At 70.8% G+C, this 21,880-nt stretch carries 17 protein-coding genes; 10 read left to right on the top strand and 7 right to left on the bottom strand.

The genetic code is table 11. The features are described from left to right. Positions 1–148: 148 nt before the first annotated feature. The 3 genes from panB to EV284_RS14800 all read left to right on the top strand — a co-directional run bounded on the left by panB (position 149) and on the right by EV284_RS14800 (position 1,900). Complete coding sequence (gene panB, locus EV284_RS14790) at positions 149–1,012, top strand: 3-methyl-2-oxobutanoate hydroxymethyltransferase (protein WP_130334082.1); 864 nt, start codon at positions 149–151, stop codon at positions 1,010–1,012. Positions 1,013–1,148: 136 nt separating this feature from the next. Next, complete coding sequence (locus tag EV284_RS14795) at positions 1,149–1,352, top strand: hypothetical protein (RefSeq protein ID WP_130334084.1); 204 nt, start codon at positions 1,149–1,151, stop codon at positions 1,350–1,352. Beyond that, positions 1,349–1,900, top strand: a complete 552-nt coding sequence (locus EV284_RS14800; protein ID WP_130334086.1) for a putative immunity protein — start codon at positions 1,349–1,351, stop codon at positions 1,898–1,900. The genes EV284_RS14795 and EV284_RS14800 overlap by 4 nt, the downstream gene beginning before the upstream one ends. Here the strand turns inward: EV284_RS14800 and EV284_RS14805 are convergent. From EV284_RS14805 to EV284_RS14820, 4 genes are all read right to left on the bottom strand, one after another. After that, positions 1,872–3,626 carry an NAD+ synthase gene (locus EV284_RS14805; protein WP_165425528.1) on the bottom strand — a complete coding sequence of 585 codons (1,755 nt, stop codon included), beginning with the start codon at positions 3,624–3,626 and terminating at the stop codon, positions 1,872–1,874. The two genes, EV284_RS14800 and EV284_RS14805, sit on opposite strands and share 29 nt — an antisense overlap. Positions 3,627–3,709: 83 nt before the next feature. Next, positions 3,710–5,674 carry a S53 family peptidase gene (locus tag EV284_RS14810; protein WP_130334090.1) on the bottom strand — a complete coding sequence of 655 codons (1,965 nt, stop codon included), beginning with the start codon at positions 5,672–5,674 and terminating at the stop codon, positions 3,710–3,712. A gap of 198 nt (positions 5,675–5,872) precedes the next feature. Beyond that, on the bottom strand, positions 5,873–6,505 hold the full coding sequence (locus tag EV284_RS14815) for a DUF305 domain-containing protein (protein ID WP_130334092.1): 633 nt from the start codon (positions 6,503–6,505) through the stop codon (positions 5,873–5,875). Continuing rightward, positions 6,502–7,188: a DUF3105 domain-containing protein gene (locus tag EV284_RS14820; protein ID WP_130334094.1), complete on the bottom strand. Its 687-nt coding sequence runs from the start codon at positions 7,186–7,188 to the stop codon at positions 6,502–6,504. Before EV284_RS14820 ends, EV284_RS14815 begins: the two co-directional genes overlap by 4 nt. A gap of 325 nt (positions 7,189–7,513) precedes the next feature. Between EV284_RS14820 and EV284_RS14825 the strand changes: the two genes are divergently transcribed. Continuing rightward, on the top strand, positions 7,514–8,875 hold the full coding sequence (locus tag EV284_RS14825; protein WP_030807800.1) for a glutamine synthetase family protein: 1,362 nt from the start codon (positions 7,514–7,516) through the stop codon (positions 8,873–8,875). 7 nt (positions 8,876–8,882) lie between these two features. Here EV284_RS14825 and EV284_RS14830 read toward each other — a convergent pair whose 3' ends face one another. Continuing rightward, positions 8,883–9,296: a VOC family protein gene (locus EV284_RS14830; protein ID WP_242625685.1), complete on the bottom strand. Its 414-nt coding sequence runs from the start codon at positions 9,294–9,296 to the stop codon at positions 8,883–8,885. Positions 9,297–9,733: 437 nt separating this feature from the next. On the opposite strand from EV284_RS14830, the gene EV284_RS14835 reads away from it, so the two are divergent. Further along, on the top strand, positions 9,734–12,727 hold the full coding sequence (locus EV284_RS14835) for a bifunctional [glutamine synthetase] adenylyltransferase/[glutamine synthetase]-adenylyl-L-tyrosine phosphorylase (RefSeq protein ID WP_130334096.1): 2,994 nt from the start codon (positions 9,734–9,736) through the stop codon (positions 12,725–12,727). Here the strand turns inward: EV284_RS14835 and EV284_RS14840 are convergent. Further along, on the bottom strand, positions 12,715–13,572 hold the full coding sequence (locus EV284_RS14840; RefSeq protein WP_130334098.1) for a phosphatase PAP2 family protein: 858 nt from the start codon (positions 13,570–13,572) through the stop codon (positions 12,715–12,717). The genes EV284_RS14835 and EV284_RS14840 overlap by 13 nt on opposite strands. A 98-nt stretch (positions 13,573–13,670) precedes the next feature. Further along, positions 13,671–14,705: a LacI family DNA-binding transcriptional regulator gene (locus tag EV284_RS14845; RefSeq protein ID WP_130334100.1), complete on the bottom strand. Its 1,035-nt coding sequence runs from the start codon at positions 14,703–14,705 to the stop codon at positions 13,671–13,673. Between the two features lie 458 nt (positions 14,706–15,163). Here EV284_RS14845 and EV284_RS14850 point away from each other — a divergent pair, with 458 nt between their 5' ends. The 5 genes from EV284_RS14850 to EV284_RS14870 all read left to right on the top strand — a co-directional run bounded on the left by EV284_RS14850 (position 15,164) and on the right by EV284_RS14870 (position 21,761). Next, the gene (locus EV284_RS14850; RefSeq protein WP_130334102.1) at positions 15,164–16,438 is read left to right on the top strand and encodes an extracellular solute-binding protein; all 1,275 of its coding nucleotides are present in this window, start codon (positions 15,164–15,166) and stop codon (positions 16,436–16,438) included. A gap of 104 nt (positions 16,439–16,542) precedes the next feature. Then, positions 16,543–17,547 carry a sugar ABC transporter permease gene (locus EV284_RS14855; RefSeq protein ID WP_130334104.1) on the top strand — a complete coding sequence of 335 codons (1,005 nt, stop codon included), beginning with the start codon at positions 16,543–16,545 and terminating at the stop codon, positions 17,545–17,547. Between the two features lie 19 nt (positions 17,548–17,566). Continuing rightward, the gene (locus EV284_RS14860; protein WP_130334106.1) at positions 17,567–18,487 is read left to right on the top strand and encodes a carbohydrate ABC transporter permease; all 921 of its coding nucleotides are present in this window, start codon (positions 17,567–17,569) and stop codon (positions 18,485–18,487) included. A gap of 58 nt (positions 18,488–18,545) precedes the next feature. Further along, the gene (locus tag EV284_RS14865) at positions 18,546–20,228 is read left to right on the top strand and encodes a glycoside hydrolase family 13 protein (RefSeq protein ID WP_130334108.1); all 1,683 of its coding nucleotides are present in this window, start codon (positions 18,546–18,548) and stop codon (positions 20,226–20,228) included. Between the two features lie 156 nt (positions 20,229–20,384). Further along, the gene (locus tag EV284_RS14870; RefSeq protein ID WP_130334110.1) at positions 20,385–21,761 is read left to right on the top strand and encodes an alpha-amylase family protein; all 1,377 of its coding nucleotides are present in this window, start codon (positions 20,385–20,387) and stop codon (positions 21,759–21,761) included. The last annotated feature ends 119 nt before the right edge of the window (positions 21,762–21,880 follow it).

Consider the following 21,880-nt stretch of genomic DNA (forward strand, 5'->3'; position numbering starts at 1 on the left):
ATCTGAATTCCTTTGCCGAGGCATTGCGCGGGCCTTCCCGGAGCGGTGTCCGGGGGTCCCCTGGCCACCTCCGGCACGAAGTGCCACCATGGAGACGATCCGGGGACGCCGAAAGGGCGCCTCGAGATGAACTGAAGGAGCCGTTGCCATGACGCAGCTCTCGGCTGCCCAGACGAAGCCCTCCGACGGCAAGACGCTGTACGGAGGAAAGGGCACCCGCCGCATCACGGTCCGCGACATCGCCCTCGCCAAGGAGCGGGGCGAGAAGTGGCCCATGCTCACCGCCTACGACGCGATGACCGCCTCGGTCTTCGACGAGTCCGGCATCCCGGTCCTCCTCGTGGGCGACTCGGCGGGCAACTGCCACCTCGGCTACGACACGACCGTGCCGGTCACGCTCGACCAGATGACCATGCTCTCCGCCGCCGTCGTCCGCGGCACCAGCCGCGCACTCATCGTCGGCGACCTCCCCTTCGGCTCCTACCAGGAGGGTCCGGTGCAGGCGCTGCGCTCGGCGACCCGGATGGTCAAGGAGGCCGGGGTGGGCGCGGTCAAGCTGGAGGGCGGCGAGCGGTCGCACGAACAGATCCGGCTGCTGGTCGAGTCCGGCATCCCGGTGATGGCCCACATCGGCCTCACCCCGCAGTCCGTCAACGCCATGGGCTACCGGGTCCAGGGACGCGGCGAGGAGGCGGCCCAGCAACTCCTGCGCGACGCGAAGGCGGTCCAGGACGCGGGCGCGTTCGCCGTCGTACTGGAGCTGGTCCCGGCGGAGCTGGCCGCCGAGGTGACGCGGGTGCTGCACATCCCGACGATCGGCATCGGCGCGGGCCCGGACACCGACGCGCAGGTCCTCGTCTGGACCGACATGCTCGGCCTGACCCCGGGCCGCGTGCCGAAGTTCGTCAAGAAGTACGCGGCGCTCCGCGAGGTCATGGGCGACGCGGCCAAGTCCTTCGCGGAGGACGTCGTCGGCGGAACGTTCCCCCTCGACGAGCACTCCGTCCACTGACCACTGCCGCACCACCAACGGGCAGCCCGCCGGACCTTCCCCCTACCGGCGGGCTGCCCGCCTTTCCCGCGCCGCCGGGCTGTCCGGCGGCCACGGCCCTTGGATACGCTGCCCCCGGATGCCGGCAGGAGGGGTCATGGCGCGAGTCACCGTCAGTCTGGACGCCGATCTGGCCATCGAGGTCATGCTGCTGGCCGGTACGAGGAGTCCGCAGGACGCGGTCGAGCTGATCGTCCGGGATTACCTGGAACGGGGGCGTCGCACCGAGGCCCGTACCGGGAACGCCGCCGACCAGGACCGGCTCGCGGACCGGCGGTCGGCGCCGGAAGAGGGGCGATGAGTGCCGCGGTCGTGCTGAGCAAGGACGATCTTCGTGCCGTCGCCGGTTTCGCCGCCGCTTCCGCCGAGACCGTGCTCGAGATCTTCGAGGCCGATCAGCCGGGCGACTCGCGGCCCCGCGATGCCATCGCGGCCGCGTGGGCATTCGCGCGGGGCGGGGAGCGGGGGAAGGTGCTGCGTGACACGGCGTGGGCGGCCCTGAAGGCGGCTCAGAACGCGCACACCCCGGCTGGGCGGGAGGCGGCGCGGGCTGCGATGGCCGCTGCCGGTGCCGCTTATCTGCATCCGCTGGCCAAGGCCACCCAGGTCAAGCACATCCTCGGCGCCGGGGCGCACGCGGCGAGGGCGGCCGAGCTGATCGCCGGACAGAGCGCGGCCGGCCACCTCGAACGGACGGTACGGCGGGCAACGCCGGCAGTGATCGACGTGCTCAGGCGCTACCCGGCCGCCCCCGACGGCGGCGGCCGGGTGGGCGAGCTGATCCGCGTACTGGACGCGGACCTGCGCCCGCCCCGGACCACTACGCCCGCTCCCGCCACCCGTTCGTGATCGGCAGCCGCCGGTCCTTCCCGAACCCCTTCGGGGAGATCTTCGTACCCGGCGGATACTGCCGCCGCTTGTACTCCGCCGTGTCGACCATGCGGAGGATCCGCACGACGAGGTCAGGGTCGAAGCCCGCCGCCACGATCGCGTCCGCCCCCTGGTCGTGGTCGACGTAGAGGTCGAGGATCGCGTCGAGGACGGGGTAGTCCGGGAGGGAGTCGGTGTCCACCTGGCCGGGGCGCAGCTCGGCGCTGGGGGGCTTGCTGATGGAGTTCGACGGGATCGGCGGGGTCTCGCCGCGCTCCTCGGCCGCCCGGTTGCGGTAGCGGGCGAGCCGGAACACCGAGGACTTGTAGACGTCCTTGATCGGGCCGTACGCGCCCACCGAGTCGCCGTACAGGGTCGAATACCCCACCGCCAGCTCGGACTTGTTGCCCGGAGCCAGCACCAGATGGCCTTCCTGATTCGACACCGCCATCAGCAGCGTGCCGCGCAGCCGGGACTGGAGGTTCTCCTCCGCGAGCCCGGTGAGGCCCAGCGCGCCCATGTACGCGTCGAACATCGGCTCGATCGACACCGTACGGAAGTGCAGCCCGGTACGCCGGGCCAGCTCGGCCGCGTCGCTCCGGGAGTGCTCGGAGGAGTACTTCGACGGCATCGCGATCCCGTACACGTTCTCCGCGCCCACCGCGTCACAGGCGATGGCCGCCACCAGCGCCGAGTCGATGCCGCCGGAGAGTCCGATCAGCACCGAGCGGAAGCCGTTCTTGGTGACGTACGCCCGCAGGCCCGTCACCAGCGCGGCGTACATCTCCGCGTCGTCGTCCAGCCGCTCGGCGTAGCCGCCGAGGTGCTCCGGCTCGTACCGCGGCACGGGTTCGGAGGAGAGGATTACGCGGTCGACGCGCAGACCGTCGTCCACGACACCTGTCGGCGCGTCCGGGGCGGCGGCGGGCAGCTCCAGGTCCAGCAGCAGGCAGGTCTCCTCGAACTGCGGCGCCCGCGCGATCACCGCGCCGTCCGCGCCGACCACGATGGAGTCGCCGTCGAAGACCAGCTCGTCCTGGCCGCCGGTCATGGCCAGATAAGCGGTGGTGCAGCCCGCCTCCTGGGCCCGCTTGCCGACCAGCTCCAGGCGGGTGTCGTCCTTGTCCCGCTCGTACGGCGAGGCGTTCACCGAGAGCAGCAGGCCCGCACGGGCCGAACGGGCGGCGGGGACGCGGCCGCCGTCCTGCCAGAGGTCCTCGCAGATGGCGAGCGCGACGTCCACCCCGCGCACCCGGATCACCGGCATGGTGTCGCCGGGCACGAAGTAGCGGAACTCGTCGAAGACGCCGTAGTTCGGCAGGTGGTGCTTGGCGAAGGTGAGGGCCACCTCGCCCTGGTACAGCACCGCCGCCGCGTTCTGCGGGGCACCGGCCGGCTGGCCGTACTTCGGCTGCGCGGTCGCCGAGCGGTCGAGGTAGCCGACGACCACCGGCACCTCGCCGAGTCCCTCCTCGGCCAGCCGGGCGGCCAGCGTGCGCACGGCGGCGCGGGAGGCCTCGACGAAGGACGAGCGCAGGGCGAGGTCCTCCACGGGATACCCGGTCAGCACCATCTCCGGGAACGCGACCAGATGCGCTCCCGCCTCGGCCGACTGACGGGTCCGGTGGACGACGTACTCGGTGTTGCCGGCGATGTCGCCGACCCGGGCATCGATCTGATTCAGGGCGAGACGAAGTTGAGGCACCCCGCCAGTGTAATCGTCACTCAGACGCGATGGGGGGCGTGAGGTGTCCGACACCCCACGCCCCCGTCACCGGCTACCGCGGGTCAGTGGCCCGCGTACGACTGCACGTAGCCGTTCGCGGGCGAGCCCACGCCGGTCACGTCGTCGTAGCCCTTGACCGCGTGCAGCGAGCTGTCCTTGCCGAGGCTGCGGACCGAGACGGCCAGACCGTCGGCGTCGTCCGTGCCGTTCACGAAGTCGGTACGGGCCACCGCCAGGCCGGAGCCCGTCGGGTTGTCGGTAACGTCGTGGAAGACGCCCTTCTTCCCGTACCGCTGGTAGATCGACGGGTTGGCGAAGCCGATCGCCTTGCCGCCGCGCGCCTCCTGCGCCAGCGCCTGCACGGCCGCGATCACCGGCGCCGCCAGCGAGGTGCCGCCGATGCGGTACTCGCTGTAGCGCTGGGTCCCGTCCGGGAAGGTCTGGGTCTGGCCCACCAGGAAGCCGGTGTTCGGGTCGGCGATGGCCGCGATGTCCGGGACGACGCGGTTGCCGGCCTTGTTGTTGGCCGTGGCCAGTGCCTTCGGGACGATGCCCTGCTGGTAGTACGGCTGCGGCACGGTCCTGCTGGTGCCGCCGCCCGCGCCCGAGGTGAAGGCGCCCGGGAAGCCCACCCAGCTCTTGCCGTCGGCCGACAGGGTGGCCTTCTCGGTGCCCCAGCCGGTCTCCCACTGGTAGGTGTCGCCCTTGCCGACCGCCAGCGAGGTACCGCCGACCGCCGTCACCCAGGCCGAGTTGGCGGGGGTGTCGACCTGCTTCACGCCCGGCGTGGTGTCCGTGGCGGTGTTCGCCACCTCGTCACCGTCGTCGCCGGAGGAGAAGTAGAAGCCGATGCCCTCCACCGCGCCGAACTGGAACACCTGGTCGTACGCGGCGGCCAGGTCCGGCGTCTGGTTGGCCTCGATGTCGCCCCACGAGTTGGAGACGATGTCGGCCAGGTGGTTGTCGACAACCTTGCTGAGCGAGTCGAGCAGGTCGTCGTCGAGGCAGGACGCGGCGCCCACGTAGGTGACGTCCGCGTTCGGCGCGACCGCGTGCACGGCCTCGACGTCGAGGGTCTCCTCGCCGTACCAGCCGGCCGCCCCGCACTCGTCGGCCCCGGTGTGCGTGTACTTCTTCGGCAGCACCTGCTGGAGCTGGCCGGTCTTCCACGCCGCGTCGCCGTGCTTCTCGGCGTAGGAGCCCGCGTCGAAGGCGATGGTCGGCGAGGCGTAGGCATCCGTGATGGCGACGCGCACGTGCTTGCCGGTGTACGCGCCCGCGCCGTAGGCCGCGCGGAGCTGCTTGCCGGTGTAACCCTGGATCGCGTACGGGATCTTGTGGCCGTAGGCGTCCGGCAGGCTGCTCGCGATGTTCGAGCCGAAGTAGCTCGAGAACGGACCGGAGTTCTTGAACACCGCGTCCGGCGGGGGCAGTTGATCGTCGTGCTTCGACTTGTGCGGCGCGGTGTCCAGGCCGGTCACGGTGAGCACGGCGCCCTTGAGCGAGGCGGGCGCGGAGGCGGTCTTCGCCGGGGCGCGGTAAGTCCGCTTGCCCTTGGCGTAGTTGTGGAGCTGGGTGCCGAACGCCTTCTCGGCGGCGGCCACGTCACCGGAGACGGAGACGTAGTGCGCGGTGACCCCGGTGACCGTCAGGCCGGCCGACTTCAGCCAGGACGTGACGGCGGCCACCTGGGCCCTGGTGGCCCCGAAGCGGGCCTGCGCCTGCTTGGCGCCGAGGTGCTTGCCGTACAGCGGCGAGGCCGGGTCGGAGACGGCCCTGGCGTAGGCCGCCAGCCCGGCCGCGTCCCGCCCGGCCAGGTAGACGCGGGCGTTGACGCGGGCGCTGTCGGCCGCGGCGCCCTTGTCGGCCTTCGCCGTGGCCCACAGCGGCCGGGTGCCGGTCAGCGCGTTGCGCGCCGGGCCGTCCGCGTGGGCCGCGGGTATGCCGAGCGCCAGCGCCCCGGCGATCATCGGCAGCGTCGCCGCCATGCTCACACCGGCGCGCGTCTTGGCGCGGTTGGATCTCATAGAACCCCCTGCGATGCGTTACGCATGCATGTCGTGGTCGGTACGTCGCGGATGTGCGCCGGTGAAGCGGCGGTGTCGACCGGCGTGGAGATCGCACGATGGGGGCCACTCTGGCCGATGAACCGTTCATGTCAGGGGAAGTAAAAGGTCAAGAGAAGCTCAAGTAACCACGAAAAGAGCTGACTTAATCAGGAGTCGTCACGAACGGGCGTGTGCGCCCCGCTCTTTGAGCATGTCCGCCATCAGCCGGATCTCGGACCGCTGGGCGTCCACCATCCCCCGCGCGAGCCGCTGCTCCGGCCCCGCCGCGCACCGGGCCGCACACCCCTCGGCCATGTGCACCCCGCCCTTGTGGTGCTCCGTCATCAGCTGGAGGTAGAACACCTCCGCCGCGCGCCCCTTGAGCGAACCCAGCTTGCGCAGATCGGCGTTGGTGGCCATGCCCGGCATCAGCGCGCCGTCCTGCCCCGGCGGCATGTCACCCATGCCCATCCACGTCATCGGCGGCTCGGCGGACACCTTCGGCAGCCCCCACAGCTCCAGCCAGCCCAGCAGCATCCCGCGCTGGTTGGCCTGGGTCTGCGCGACGTCGTAGGCGAGCCGCCGCACCTCCTCGTCGCCGGTGCGGTCGCGCACCAGGTACGACATCTCCACGGCCTGCTGATGGTGCACGGCCATGTCCCGCGCGAACCCGGCGTCCGCCGACTCCGCGCCCGGCACCCGTACGGCGACGGAATCGCGCTCCCCGCCGGCCGCGTACCCCCCGGCTCCCGCCGCGACGACGGCCAGCAGGGCGGCACCGGCCGCCAACCCGGCGTACCCGCGCCTCACTTCATGGCCCCGCCGGTGCAGGGGGCGCCCAGCTCCGGGGTTTGCTCGCCCTGCACATAGGCGGCGAAGAACTTGTCCACCTCGGGGTCGGACGCGCTCTTCACACTCACCTGGTGCCCCCACGCCGACAGGATCAGCGGCGCGTCCTGGTCCGCGTACGGGCTCATCAGCGAGTACGGAGTCCGCTTCACCTTGGCCGCGAGCGCTTTCACGTCCGCCTTCTCCGCCTTGTCCGTGTACGTCACCCAGACCGCGCCGTGCTCCAGCGCGTGCACCGCGTTCTCGTCCCGCACCGGCTCCTGGTAGACGTCGCCGTTGCAGTCGAGCCACACCGGGTTGTGGTTCCCGCCGACCGGCGGGTGCATCGGGTACGTCACCTTGGTGCTGACATGGGTGCGCGACAGCTTGCCGGACCAGGTGCGCACCCCGTCCGCGCCCGTGGTGAAGTGCCCGGCGCCGCCCTTGGCGTCCCCGCTCGCGGCGGTGTCCTTGTCCTTGCCCGAGTCCGAGTCCGACTGGGAGCGCACCAGCGCCACCCCGCCCACGACCAGCCCCGCGACGACCACCACGCTCGCGGCGATGGCCAGCACCCGGTTGCGGCGGGCACGGGCGCGCTCGGCGCGCCGCATCTCCTCTATGCGCGCGGCGCGCGGAGAGGCGGGGGTGTGCTGGTCGGTACCCATGGGGCGTGTCCTTCCGCGGAGCGGTCTCGGGGTCCGCTGATCGTAGTGGGACGGGCGGAGCACGGGGGAGCGATGTGCGACAACCGGATAATTCGCACCCGGGGCCCCGCCGGCGCTCGCGACCATGACGGACGGCCCGATGAACATGCAAGATGGTCGGCAGGACGGTGTGTCCCCGCAGGCGGAACGTTCAGCCCGGAGACGTCCGGCCGATCAAGGTCCGCAACGCGCGCGAAACGCCGATGTGGTGGGATGCTCAGGTGCCGACCGCCTCCCGTCGCACCACGGACAGGCGGCCTGACCAGCAAGGATGGGGAAGCGGAAGATGGACAAGCAGCAGGAGTTCGTGCTCCGGACCTTGGAGGAGCGCGACATCCGGTTCGTACGCCTGTGGTTCACGGACGTGCTGGGCTTCCTCAAGTCCGTCGCCGTGGCCCCCGCGGAGCTTGAGCAGGCGTTCGACGAGGGCATCGGCTTCGACGGCTCGGCCATCGAGGGCTTCGCCCGCGTCTACGAGTCCGACATGATCGCCAAGCCGGACCCGTCCACGTTCCAGGTCCTGCCCTGGCGCGCCGAGGCCCCCGGTACGGCCCGCATGTTCTGCGACATCCTGATGCCGGACGGCTCCCCGTCCTTCGCCGACCCGCGCTACGTCCTCAAGCGGGCGCTGGCCCGCACCTCCGACCTGGGCTTCACCTTCTACACCCACCCGGAGATCGAGTTCTTCCTGCTGAAGAACAAGCCGACGGACGGCAGCCGGCCGACCCCGGCGGACAACTCGGGCTACTTCGACCACACCCCGCAGAACGTGGGCATGGACTTCCGCCGCCAGGCGATCACCATGCTGGAGTCGATGGGCATCTCGGTGGAGTTCTCCCACCACGAGGGCGGCCCCGGCCAGCAGGAGATCGACCTGCGGTACGCCGACGCGCTGTCCACGGCGGACAACATCATGACGTTCCGCCTGGTCATGAAGCAGGTCGCGCTGGAGCAGGGGGTGCAGGCGACCTTCATGCCGAAGCCGTTCTCGGAGTTCCCCGGCTCGGGCATGCACACCCACCTCTCCCTCTTCGAGGGCGACCGCAACGCGTTCTACGAGTCCGGCTCGGAGTACCAGCTCTCCAAGGTCGGCCGCTCCTTCATCGCGGGTCTGCTGCGGCACGCGGCGGAGATCTCGGCGGTCACCAACCAGTGGGTCAACTCCTACAAGCGCATCTGGGGCGGCTCGGAGCGTACGGCGGGCGCGGGCGGCGAGGCCCCCTCGTACATCTGCTGGGGCCACAACAACCGCTCGGCCCTGGTCCGCGTCCCCATGTACAAGCCCGGCAAGACCGGCTCGGCACGCGTCGAGGTCCGCTCCCTCGACTCGGGCGCCAACCCCTACCTCGCCTACGCCGTCCTCCTGGCCGCCGGCCTCAAGGGCATCGAGGAGGGCTACGAGCTCCCCCCGGGCGCCGAGGACGACGTCTGGGCCCTCTCCGACGCGGAACGCCGCGCCATGGGCATCGAACCCCTCCCGCAGAACCTCGGCGAGGCCCTCACCCTCATGGAACGCAGCGACCTGGTGGCCGAAACCCTCGGCGAACACGTCTTCGACTTCTTCCTCCGCAACAAGCGGCAGGAGTGGGAGGAGTACAGGTCAGAGGTGACGGCCTTCGAACTCCGCAAGAACCTCCCGGTCCTGTAGCCGCAGATCACCGAACGGGCTGCCCGATCCCGATCAGATTCCCCTCGCTGTCGCGAAACCAGGCAGCCCGCTCTCCCCGGGCCCCCTTGCTCGGATAGTTGCCCCGCACCTCGGCGACACCGCCCTCGGTCCGAAACCCGGGAGCCTCGACGTCCTCGAAGACCACCCCACGCCCCCGAAGCTCGGCGAGGGTGGCTTCGAGGTCGTCGACCTCCCACCCCATCTGGGTAAAAGTCCCAGGCGAAACCCCGGTGGACTGGAACAGCGCGAAAAACGAGTCCCCGCACCGGTAAAGCAGCCCCCCGGGCCGCTCATCGAAGGGCTCGAGCCCCAGCTTCTCGGAGTAGAACCGCCGAGCCCGCGCCAGATCCTGAGCCGGCAGCCGAGTAGCCACGGACCCCCGCGCCAGGGCCCCGCTCACGACCCCACCCCCTCAGCAGACCGAACGAGCATCCCATCGGGACCGGACCCGGGCGGAGCGAGTTCCCAGCAAGAACTCCTGTCCCGATCCACGGAGGACACGGGAAGCACGACAACCTCAGGACTCATCTCCACGCGGCGACTCCTCCGTAGACGACGGGCCGGGCAGCCCCTTCCACGGAACCCGAAACCGCGCCGCCCCGCCACCGCGCCGCACCCACGAACGGCGGCAAGGGGACGTGCCGGGGGGTGTCCGCCCGCAGCGGCCGGCGAGAAGACAAGTCCAGCAAATCGGGGAAACGTAAGTCGCCGGCCCGAGGACGGACACCCCCCGGCGCGGCCCCGACCCCCGACGACGCGGGGCGCGGCCACGACCGGAGGTCACCCGCACGGTTAGGCTCTGGCCAGGACCGTCTTGATCCCGAGGGGAGGCCGCGGATGACGCCGGGGCGCAGGAGCAGCACGTTCACCAGACTGCTTCGGCACGGCTTCACGGACCCCTCGGGAGCGGAACGCCTGCTGGACAGCCCCGAGCTGGCCCCGGTGAGGGCGGACCCGGTCCTCCTGGAGGCGCTGGGCGCGACAGCGGACCCGGACCTCGCCCTGCGCGGCCTGGTGAGGCTGCTGGAGGCCCAGCCGGCGCCGACGGACCACCGGGAACTCCTGGACACCCTGATCGCGGCGAAGCCCCTACGGGACCGCCTCCTGGGCGTACTGGGCGCATCAGCCGCGCTGGCGGACCACCTGGCCCGCCACCCCCACGACTGGCAGGAACTGGTCACCTACGAGCCAAGGGACCTGCACCCGGGAGTGACGGAGTTCGAACGCGGCCTCGCGGAAGCGACGGACCCGGTGGAACTGAGGGTGGCGTACCGCCGCTGCCTGCTCTCCATCGCCGCGAGGGACGTCTGCGGCACCACGGACGTGACGCAGACCGCGGCGGAACTGGCAGACCTGGCGACGGCGACCCTCCGAGCAGCCCTGGCCATGGCCGAAAGGGAAGCCCCCCAGGACGCGGAGGCGTGCCGCCTCGCGGTGATCGCCATGGGCAAGTGCGGCGGCCACGAACTGAACTACGTCTCCGACGTGGACGTGATCTTCGTGGCGGAGCCCACCCAGGGCACGGACGAGACGAAGGCCCTGAAGGCGGCCACGAGACTCGCCTCCCACATGATGCGCATCTGCTCGGAGACCACGGTCGAGGGCTCGATCTGGCCGGTGGACGCGAACCTCCGCCCGGAGGGCCGCAACGGCCCCCTGGTCCGCACCCTGAGCAGCCACCTCGCCTACTACCAGCGCTGGGCGAAGACCTGGGAGTTCCAGGCCCTCCTGAAGGCCCGCCCGGTGGCGGGGGACAGGGAACTGGGCGAGGCGTACACGGACGCTCTGACCCCGCTGGTCTGGCAGGCGGCCGACCGGGAGAACTTCGTCCCCGACGTGCAGAAGATGCGTCGCAGGGTGGTGGAGAACATCCCCCCGGCGGAGATCGACCGAGAGCTGAAACTCGGGCCGGGCGGCCTGAGGGACGTCGAGTTCGCGGTCCAGCTGCTCCAGCTGGTGCACGGCCGCACGGACCAGGCTCTGCGCAGCGGCACCACGCTGAAGGCCCTGCAAGCCCTGGCAGGGGGCGGCTACGTGGGCCGGGAGGACGCCGCCCGCCTCGACGAGGCGTACCGCTTCCTGCGCGAGCTGGAACACCGCATCCAGCTGTTCCAGCTCCGCCGCACCCACCTGGTCCCCGAGGCGGAGGAGGACCTGCGCCGCCTGGGCCGCTCACTGGGCCTGCGTACGGACCCGGTGGCGGGCCTGCGCCGCGAGTGGAAACGCCACACGGGCGTGGTCCGCCGCCTCCACGAGAAGATCTTCTACCGCCCCCTGCTGGACGCGGTGGCCCAACTGGCCCCCGGCGAGACACGGCTGAGCGCGGAAGCGGCGAGGGAGCGCCTGGTCGCCCTCGGCTACGCGGACCCCGCGGCGGCCCTGCGCCACCTCGAAGCCCTGGCCTCCGGCGTGACCCGCAAGGCGGCCATCCAGCGCACCCTCCTCCCCGTCCTCCTCGGCTGGTTCGCGGACTCGGCCGACCCCGACGCCGGCCTCCTGAACTTCCGCAAGGTCTCGGACGCCCTGGGCAAGACCCCCTGGTACCTCCGCCTCCTCCGGGACGAGGGCGCGGCCGCGGAGAACCTGGCCAGGGTCCTCTCGGCGGGCCGCCTGGCCCCCGACCTCCTCCTGCGGGCCCCCGAAGCCGTGGCCCTCCTCGGCGACGGAGACGCGGGCGGCCTGGAACCCCGGGGCAGGGCCCAGCTGGAGCAGGAGATCACCGCGGCGGTGAACCGAGCGGAGAACGCGGAACAGGGCGTGGCAGCCGCCCGAGGCGTGCGGCGCCGGGAGCTCTTCCGCACCGCCGCGGCCGACATCGTCCACTCCTACGGCACGGAGACCACCCCGGCGGAACCCGACGAGGGCATCCTCCTGGACCGCACGGGCAGCGCGATCTCCGACCTCACCGCCGCCACCCTCGCCGGCACCCTCCGCGCGGTCGTCCGCGAGACCTGGGGCGACACCCTCCCGACCAGGTTCGCGATCATCGGCATGGGCAGGTTCGGCGGCCACGAACTCGGCTACGGCTCCGACGCGGACGTGCTGTTCGTACACGAACCGAGAGAGGGCGTGGACGAGCACGAGGCAGCGAAGGCGGCCAACAAGGTGGTGGCCGAGATGCGCCGCCTGCTCCAGCTCCCCAGCGCCGACCCGCCCCTGCTGATCGACGCCGACCTGCGCCCGGAGGGCAAGTCCGGCCCGCTGGTCCGCACCCTGAAGTCGTACGAGGCGTACTACCGCAGGTGGTCGCTGGGCTGGGAGTCGCAGGCGCTGCTGCGCGCGGAGCCGGTGGCGGGCGACGAGGACCTGGGCCGCCGCTTCACGGCGCTGATCGACCCGCTGCGCTACCCGGCCCGCGGCCTGGACGAGGACGCGGTGCGCGAGATCCGCCGGCTGAAGGCCCGGATGGAGTCCGAGCGGCTGCCGCGCGGCGCCGACCCGAAGCTGCACACCAAACTGGGCCCCGGCGGCCTGTCGGACGTGGAGTGGACCGTCCAGCTGCTCCAGCTCCGGCACGCCTGGGAGGTGCCCGCCCTGCGCACCCCGAGGACGCGCGAGGCGCTGGCGGCGGCCCGCGAGGCCGGCCTGATCGGCGCGGAGGACGCGGCCGTGCTGGACGAGGCGTGGGTGCTGGCCAGCCGGGTCCGCAACGCGGTGATGCTGGTACGGGGCCGGGCGGGCGACACCTTCCCCACCGAGCCCCGCGAGCTGGCGGCGGTGGGCCGCTACCTCGGCTACGGCGAGGGCCGGGCCGGCGACATGCTGGACGCCTACCGCCGTACCGCCCGCCGGGCCCGGTCGGTGGTGGACGAGCTGTTCTACGCCGGCTGACGCGCCCCGGCACCGCGCGCGGCTCCGGGCACCTGCGGCCACCGCCCGTACCAGAGCCGGGCCACCCCCGTCCCGAAGGCGAGGCACAGCACCCCGCCGACCGCGTCCAGCCAGAAGTGGTTGGCCGTGGACACGATGACCAGCAGCGTCAGCGCCGGGTACGCCAGCCCCAGCACCCGTACCCACGGCACCGAGGCCAGCGCGAACACCGTCAGCCCGCACCACAGCGACCACCCGATGTGCATGGACGGCATCGCGGCGTACTGGTTGGACATGTGCTTGAGGTCGCCGGAGGCCATGGAGCCCCAGGTCTGGTGCACCATCACGGTGTCGATGAAGTGGCCGCCGCGCATCAGCCGGGGCGGGGCCAGCGGGAAGAGGTAGTACCCGGCGAGAGCCACGCCCGTGGTGGCGAACAGCACCAGCCTGATGGGGGCGTAGCGGTCGGGATGCCATCGGTAGAGCCACACCAGCACACCGATGGTGATCACGAAGTGCAGCGTGGCGTAGTAGTAGTTCATGCCGATGATCAGCCAACCCACCGAGTCCGCGGCGTGGTTGACGGACGCCTCGACGGCGATGCCCAGCCGGTGCTCCAGCCACCACACCGCGTCGGCGTTGCGCAGCGCCTCGCGCCTCTGCTCCGGGACGGCGTTGCGGATCAGCGAGTACGTCCAGTAACTCGCGCCGATCAGCAGGATCTCGAACCACAGCCGGGGGCGCCGGGGACGGCGGACCCGGTCGCGCAGGGCCCGCGCCCCGACCGCGCCCCGGCCCGTGACGGTCCGCGGTACGGCCACCTCGTCGGGGTGGCCGCCCGGTCCTGTCACGGTCGCGTCACTCATAGCTACCAAGTCTGCCAGACAAGGGATGCTCGACAGATCATCCCAAGCCCGGTGCCCCCGCGCATGTTCTGCGCGAGAACGCCTGGCCGGGCGGGGGTTCAGCCGCGCGAACGCTCGCCCGGCGCCGAGGCGGTGGACCCCCGCACGACCAGCTCCGGCATGAAGACGAACTCGCTGTGCGGGGCGGGCGTCCCGCCGATCTCCTCCAGCAGCGTGCGCACCGCGGCCTGGCCCATGGCCGGGACGGGCTTGCGCACGGTGGTCAGCGGCGGGTCGGTGAACGCGATCAGCGGCGAGTCGTCGAAGCCGACCACCGACACGTCGCGCGGCACGTCGAGTCCGAGCTGGCGGGCGGCGCGTATCGCGCCGAGCGCCATCATGTCGCTGGCGCACACGACGGCCGTGCACTGGCGCCCGATGAGCGCGGCGGCCGCCGCCTGCCCGCCCTCCAGGGTGTACAGCGAGTGCTGCACCAGTTCCTCGGCGACCAGGTCCGCGCCCAGCCCGAGCTGGTCCTGCATCGCGCGGACGAAGCCCTCGATCTTGCGCTGCACCGGCACGAACCGTTTCGGCCCGAGCGCCAGACCGATCCGGGTGTGGCCCAGCGACACCAGATGCGTGACCGCGAGCGTCGTCGCGGCCCGGTCGTCGGGGGAGATGAAAGGTGCCTGCACCTTCGGCGAGAACCCGTCCACCAGCACGAACGGCACGCCCTGGGCGCGCAGTCGCTCGTAGCGCTGCATGTCGGCGGTGGTGTCGGCGTGCAGCCCGGAGACGTAGATGATCCCGGCCACCCCCCGGTCGACCAGCATCTCGGTCAGCTCGTCCTCGGTGGAGCCGCCCGGGGTCTGGGTGGCCAGCACCGGGGTGTAGCCCTGCCCGGTCAGCGCCTGGCCGATGACCTGCGCCAGCGCCGGGAAGATCGGGTTCTCCAGCTCGGGGATGATCAGGCCGACCAGGCCCTCGCTGCGCTGGCGGAGCCGCACCGGACGCTCGTAGCCGAGCACGTCCAGCGCGGCCAGGACGGACTGGCGGGTGGTGGCGGCGACGCCCGGCTTCCCGTTGAGGACCCGGCTGACGGTCGCTTCGCTCACCCCCGCCTGCGCAGCGATGTCCGCAAGCCGTGTGGTCACGCCTGTGGACTGTACCGGCCGCACCGCGCCCGGCGCACCGGCGGGACGCCGTGCGCGGGCGGCCGAACGGCCCGCCGTGGATTGCCGCGTCATCGCGCTCCTCGCCCCTCATGGGTATGTCGTCGCTCGTGCCGCCGGACGGTCCGCCCGGCGCACGTCCGCAAGGGGATGATCCCGGCGGCGACCCCCGGCGGCAAGAGCTTGCAGAGTCTTGCACAAGTGTCCGTCAACCCGCCTACCGGCGGTAGACCAGTATTTCGACAAGGTCTGGGGCAGGTCACGACACGGTAACCCGGGCGTCTTCTTGCACTTTTTTTCTGCAAGGTCTTTCGCGGCGCTTACAACGCTGTTACGTTCCGAGTCGCCCGGCCGCGGCAATGGCGCAGTCGGCACGACGCGGGCGGCGGCAGACGGGGCCGCCCCTGCAATCTCGGGCTTTTCACCCTCAAGGAGAACTCATGCGGCGTGGCATAGCGGCCTCCGCGCTCGTGGCGTCCCTCGCCCTCACGGCGACGGCGTGCGGCGGGAGCGACGACGGCGACAGCAAGTCGGACGGCCCGGTGACCCTCACCTGGTGGGACACCTCCAACGCCACCAATGAGGCGCCGACGTACAAGGCCCTGGTCGAGCAGTTCCAGGCCGCCAACAAGAACATCAAGGTCAAGTACGTCAACGTGCCCTTCGACCAGGCGCAGAACAAGTTCGACACCGCCGCCGGCTCCAAGGGCGCGCCGGACATCCTGCGGTCCGAGGTCGGCTGGACCCCGGCCTTCGCCAAGAAGGGCTTCTTCCTGCCGCTGGACGGCACCGACGCCCTCGCCGAGCAGGACAAGTTCGAACCCAACCTGATCAAGCAGGCCCAGTACGAGGGCAAGACCTACGGCGTGCCGCTGGTCACCGACACCCTCGCGTTCGTCTACAACAAGGCCCTGTTCAAGAAGGCCGGCATCACCGAGGCCCCCAAGACCTGGGACGAGCTGAAGGCCGACGCCGCTAAGGTCAAGGACAAGGCGAAGGTCGACGGCTACTGGGGCTCCACCCAGGCGTACTACGCCCAGTGCTTCCTGTACGGCGAGGGCACCGACACCGTCGACGCCGCGGGCAAGAAGATCACCGTCGCCTCCGCCCCGGCGAAGAAGGCGTACGGCACCTGGCAGAGCACGTTCTCCGGCAAGGGCCTGCACAAGGCGGACACCACCGCGGACGCCTACGCCCACATCCAGGACGCGTTCGTCAACGGCAAGGTCGCCTCGATCATCCAGGGCCCCTGGGAGATCACGAACTTCTACAAGGGCTCGGCCTTCGCGGACAAGTCCAACCTCGGCATCGCCACCGTCCCGGCCGGCTCGGCCGGCAAGGCGGGCGCCCCGACCGGCGGCCACAACCTCTCGGTCTACGCCGGCTCGGACAAGGCCCACCAGGACGCGGCCCTGAAGTTCGTGAAGTTCATGACCTCGGCCAAGTCCCAGGAGACCATCGCGCTGAAGAACTCCACGCTGCCGACCCGCGGCGACGCCTACACCTCCCAGGTCAAGGCCGACCCCGGCATCGCCGGCTACCAGGGCGTGCTCCCCGCCGCCCAGCCCCGCCCGGCGCTGCCGGAGTACAGCTCCCTGTGGGGTCCGCTGGACACCGAGCTGCCCAAGGTGGCCGGGGGCAAGGAGCCGCTGGACAAGGGCCTGAGCAACGCCGAGCTGGCCATCGCCAAGCTGGTGCCCGACTTCAGCAAGTGAGCCCGTGTGGCCGCCGGGTTCCCCCCGCCGTGGGGGATGGGGGGAACCCGGCGGCCACCGGCCTGTGACCAGCCCGCCCCCGAACTTGTAGAAGGTGTCGCACCATGACAGTCGCCATCGACCGCGCGACCGGCCGGCGCAGCGGTGAGCGGCCGCCCCGGCCCGGTCTCGGGCAGCGCCTGAAGAACGGCTACCAGAGGTACTGGTACGCCTACGCCATGATCGCGCCCGTGGTCGTCGTGCTCGGCATCCTCGTGGGCTACCCGCTGGTGCGGGGCGTCTACCTGACCCTCACCGACGCCAACAGCCTCAACTCGGCGCGCACCATCGGCGTCAACCACATCGACGCCACCTACAAGTTCATCGGGCTCGACAACTACCAGGACATCCTCTTCGGCCCCACCGCCTACGACCGCTTCTGGTCGCACTTCCTGTGGACCGTGTTCTGGACCGCCGCCTGCGTCACCCTGCACTACGTCATCGGGCTCGGCCTCGCGATGATGCTCGACCAGAAGCTGCGCGGCCGCACCGTCTACCGGCTGCTGCTGGTGCTGCCCTGGGCGGTGCCCACCTTCGTCACCGTCTTCTCCTGGCGGATCATGCTGGCCGACTCCGGTGTGCTCAACCAGATCCTCGGCGCCCTCCACCTGCCCCAGCCGCAGTGGCTGGAGGACACCTTCTGGCAGCGGTTCGCCGCCATCATGGTCAACACCTGGTGCGGGGTGCCGTTCATGATGCTCTCGCTCCTCGGCGGGCTGCAGTCCATCGACTCCTCGCTCTACGAGGCCGCCGAGATGGACGGTGCGAGCGCCTGGCAGCGCTTCCGGCACGTCACCCTGCCCGGACTGCGCTCGGTCAGCTCCACCGTCGTCCTGCTCGGTGTGATCTGGACCTTCAACCAGTTCGCCATCATCTTCCTGCTGTTCGGCCCGACCGGTGCCCCGGACGCCCAGATCCTCGTCACGTGGGCCTACTTCCTCGGCTTCGGACAGCAGCCGCGCGACTTCGCCCAGTCCGCCGCGTACGGCGTACTGCTGCTGTCGATCCTGACCGTGTTCACCTCCTTCTACTTCCGCTGGCTGAAGCGCAATGACCAGCTCGCCGTCTGACGCCGCAGGAGCCGCCGCCATGAGCACCACGACACCCCCCGAGACCGCGCCGGGACGCGGCATCACCGCCGCCGCGCCGGCCGCCGCCCGGCCCCTCGCGACCCGCCGGCGCGGCGAGCGGGGCCCGCTGGGCACCGTCCTGCTGCACGGCGGCCTGGTCCTGGCGAGCCTGATCGCGCTGGCCCCGGTGGCCTGGCTGTTCTTCCTGTCCCTCGGTCCGGAGAAGGACGACTACCTGCACCCGGGCCGCATCTTCGGCCGGGCGGGCTTCGGCAACTACGCGTTCGTGCTCCAGCACACCGGATTCTTCGACTGGTTCAAGTCGACGATGATCGTGGCGCTCGGCACCACCTTCATCGGCGTCTTCGTCGCCGCCACCACCGGCTACGCCGTCTCCCGTATGCGCTTCCCCGGCTACAAGCCGCTGATGTGGGTCCTGCTGCTCACCCAGGCGTTCCCCATCGCCATCCTGATCGTGCCGATGTACGAGATCTTCGGCGAGCTGGGCCTGATCGACACCTACTGGGCGCTGATCCTCATCAACTGCTCCACCGCCGTGCCGTACAGCGCGTGGCTGCTCAAGGGGTACTTCGACACCATCCCCTTCGAGATCGACGAGGCGGGCCGGGTGGACGGGCTCAGCCCGTTCGGCACCTTCTTCCGGCTGATCCTGCCGCTGGCCCGCCCGGGCCTGGCCGTCGCCGCGTTCTACAACTTCATCACGGCGGTCGGCGAGGTCGCGTTCGCCACGACCTTCCTGCTGGACGACTCCAAGTACACCTTCGCGGTCGGCCTGCAGACCTTCGTCAGCGAGCACGACGCGCAGTGGAACTACATGGCCGCCACCGCGGTGCTGATAGCGATACCGGTGTCCGTGTTCTTCTACCTCGTGCAGAAGAACCTCGTCACCGGCCTCACCGCGGGCGGCACGAAGGGCTGACGCCCCGCCGCACCCACGCCTCACCACGAACCGCCCCTCGTCACGCACCAAGGACGCCATGAGCCAGCAGCATCTCGCAGCCCCGGCCGACGACACCGCCGTCGCCCCCGCCGCCCAGCACCGCGACTGGTGGCGCGGCGCGGTGATCTACCAGGTCTATCCGCGCAGCTTCGCCGACTCCAACGGCGACGGCATGGGAGACCTGGCCGGCGTGCGGGCCAGACTGCCCTACCTGCGCGACCTCGGCGTGGACGCCGTCTGGCTCAGCCCGTTCTACGCCTCCCCGCAGGCCGACGCGGGGTACGACGTGGCCGACTACCGCGCCGTCGACCCGATGTTCGGCAACCTGCTGGACGCCGACGCGCTGATCCGCGACGCCCACGAGCTGTCCTTGCGCATCATCGTGGACCTCGTCCCCAACCACTCCTCCGACCAGCACGAGTGGTTCAAGCGGGCGCTCGCCGAGGGCCCCGGCTCGCCGCTGCGCGAGCGGTACCACTTCCGTCCCGGCAAGGGCATCGAAGGCGAACTCCCGCCCAACGACTGGGAGTCCATCTTCGGCGGTCCGGCCTGGACGCGGGTCACCGAGCCCGACGGCACGCCGGGGGAGTGGTACCTGCACCTCTTCGCGCCCGAGCAGCCCGACTTCAACTGGAACCACCCGGCGGTGGGCGACGAGTTCCGGTCCATCCTGCGGTTCTGGCTGGACATGGGTGTGGACGGCTTCCGCATCGACGTCGCTCACGGTCTGGTCAAGGCCGACGGCCTGCCCGACCTCGGCGCCCACGACCAGCTCAAGCTGCTGGGCAACGACGTGATGCCGTTCTTCGACCAGGAGGGCGTCCACGAGGTCTACCGCCAGTGGCGGACCGTGCTCGACGAGTACGCCGGGGACCGCATCTTCGTCGCCGAGGCGTGGACGCCGACCATCGAGCGGACCGCCAACTACGTCCGCCCCGACGAGCTGCACCAGGCGTTCAACTTCCAGTACCTCGGCACCGACTGGGACGCGGAGCAGCTGCGCGAGGTCATCGACCGCACGCTCGCCGCGATGCGCCCGGTCGACGCCCCGGCCACCTGGGTGCTCTCCAACCACGACGTCACCCGGCACGCCACCCGCTTCGCCAACCCGCCCGGCCTCGGCACCCAGATCCGCACCGCCGGGGACCGCGCCCTCGGTCTGCGCCGGGCCCGCGCCGCCACCCTGCTGATGCTGGCACTGCCCGGCTCCGCCTACCTCTACCAGGGCGAGGAACTCGGCCTGCCCGACGTGGTCGACCTGCCCGACGAGGTGCGCCAGGACCCCGCCTACTTCCGGGGCGCGGGCCAGGACGGCTTCCGCGACGGCTGCCGGGTGCCGATCCCCTGGACCCGCGAGGGCTCCTCGTACGGCTTCGGCGGCGGGGGCAGCTGGCTGCCGCAGCCGGCGGGGTGGGGCGAGCTGAGCGTGGAGGCGCAGACCGGGGTGGCCGGTTCGACGCTGGAGCTGTACCGGGCCGCGCTGGCCGCCCGGCGCGAACAGCCCGCGCTCGGCGCGGGCACGGGCGTCGAGTGGCTGCCCGCCCCCGAGGGCGTCCTCGCCCTGCGTCGCGGGGAGTTCACCTGCGTCGCCAACACCACCGGCGCGCCGGTCACCGTCCCGTCGTACGGGCGGGTGCTGCTCGCCAGCGGGGAGATCGCCGAGAGCGCCGCCGGGACGGAGATCCCGGCCGACACCACGGTCTGGTGGACCACGGCCTGACGGCCTCGCTGAAAGTTCTTGCATCAACTTCCCACGGCCCGCTGCCTTTTCAGGCAGCGGGCCTTTAACATCCGTGTCACCGCAAGTTTGCTGAAACATTTCAGCAAGGGCATCCAGTCCTGCGGCAACAGCCTTCAACGACGAAGGAACCCCCACATGGCACGCAGAACCCTCACCGTGGCGCTCGCCCTCGCGGCAGCGGCCTCGGTTGGCATGTACCCGACTACCGCGCAGGCCTCCCCGCCCGGTACCAAGGACGTCACCGCCGTCCTCTTCGAGTGGAACTTCGCCTCGGTCGCCCGCGAGTGCACGACCACCCTCGGCCCGGCCGGCTACGGCTACGTGCAGGTCTCCCCGCCGGCCGAACACATACAGGGCTCCCAGTGGTGGACCTCGTACCAGCCCGTCTCGTACAGAATCGCGGGACGGCTCGGTGACCGGACGGCCTTCAAGAGCATGGTGGACACGTGTCACTCGGCCGGCGTGAAGGTCGTCACCGACACGGTGGTCAACCACATGTCCGCGGGCAGCGGCACCGGTACCGGCGGCTCGTCGTACAGCAAGTACAACTACCCGGGCCTGTACTCCTCGCCCGACTTCGACGACTGCACCGCGCAGGTCAGCAACTACCAGGACCGCTACAACGTCCAGCACTGCGAACTGGTGGGCCTGGCCGACCTGGACACCGGCGAGGACTACGTCCGCAAGACCATCGCCGGGTACATGAACGACCTGCTCTCCCTCGGTGTCGACGGCTTCCGCATCGACGCGGCCAAGCACATCGACACGGCCGACCTGGCCAACATCAAGTCCCGGCTGACCAACCCGTCCGTGTACTGGAAGCAGGAGGTCATCTACGGCGCGGGCGAGGCCGTCCAGCCCACCGAGTACACGGGCAACGGCGACGTCCAGGAGTTCCGCTACGCCTACGACCTCAAGCGGGTGTTCAACAACGAGAACCTCGCCTACCTGAAGAACTACGGCGAGGGCTGGGGGTACATGAGCAGCTCGGTCGCCGGGGTCTTCGTCGACAACCACGACACCGAGCGCAACGGCAGCACCCTCAACTACAAGGACGGCGCCAACTACACGCTGGCCAACGTCTTCATGCTGGCCTACCCCTACGGCGCGCCGGACATCAACTCCGGCTACGAGTGGTCCGACGCGGACGCCGGGCCGCCCAACGGGGGCAAGGTCAACGCCTGCTGGCAGGACGGCTGGAAGTGCCAGCACGCCTGGCCGGAGATCAAGTCCATGGTCGCCTTCCGCAACGCCACCCGGGGCCAGGCCGTCTCCAACTGGTGGGACAACGGCAACGACGCCATCGCCTTCGGGCGCGGGAACAAGGGGTTCGTGGCCATCAACCACGAGTCCTCCTCGCTCTCCCGCACCTACCAGACCTCGCTGGCCGCGGGCACGTACTGCAACGTGCAGAACAACACCACGGTGTCGGTGAACTCCAGCGGCCAGTTCACCGCGAACCTCGGCGCCAACACCGCGCTCGCGCTCTACGCGGGCAAGTCGAGCTGCTGACGCTCCCTCCGAGGCACCTCCCGACGAACCGTCCGTCGTATACGGGCGGTTCGTCCCTCGTTCATCGCTGAAATTTCTTTCTTCATGTTTCACAAGTCTTGCTGCAAGGCTTTCGGCGG

Origin of the sequence: Streptomyces sp. BK022, from assembly GCF_004217355.1 — a bacterium.
Taxonomy (GTDB): domain Bacteria; phylum Actinomycetota; class Actinomycetes; order Streptomycetales; family Streptomycetaceae; genus Streptomyces; species Streptomyces griseoluteus.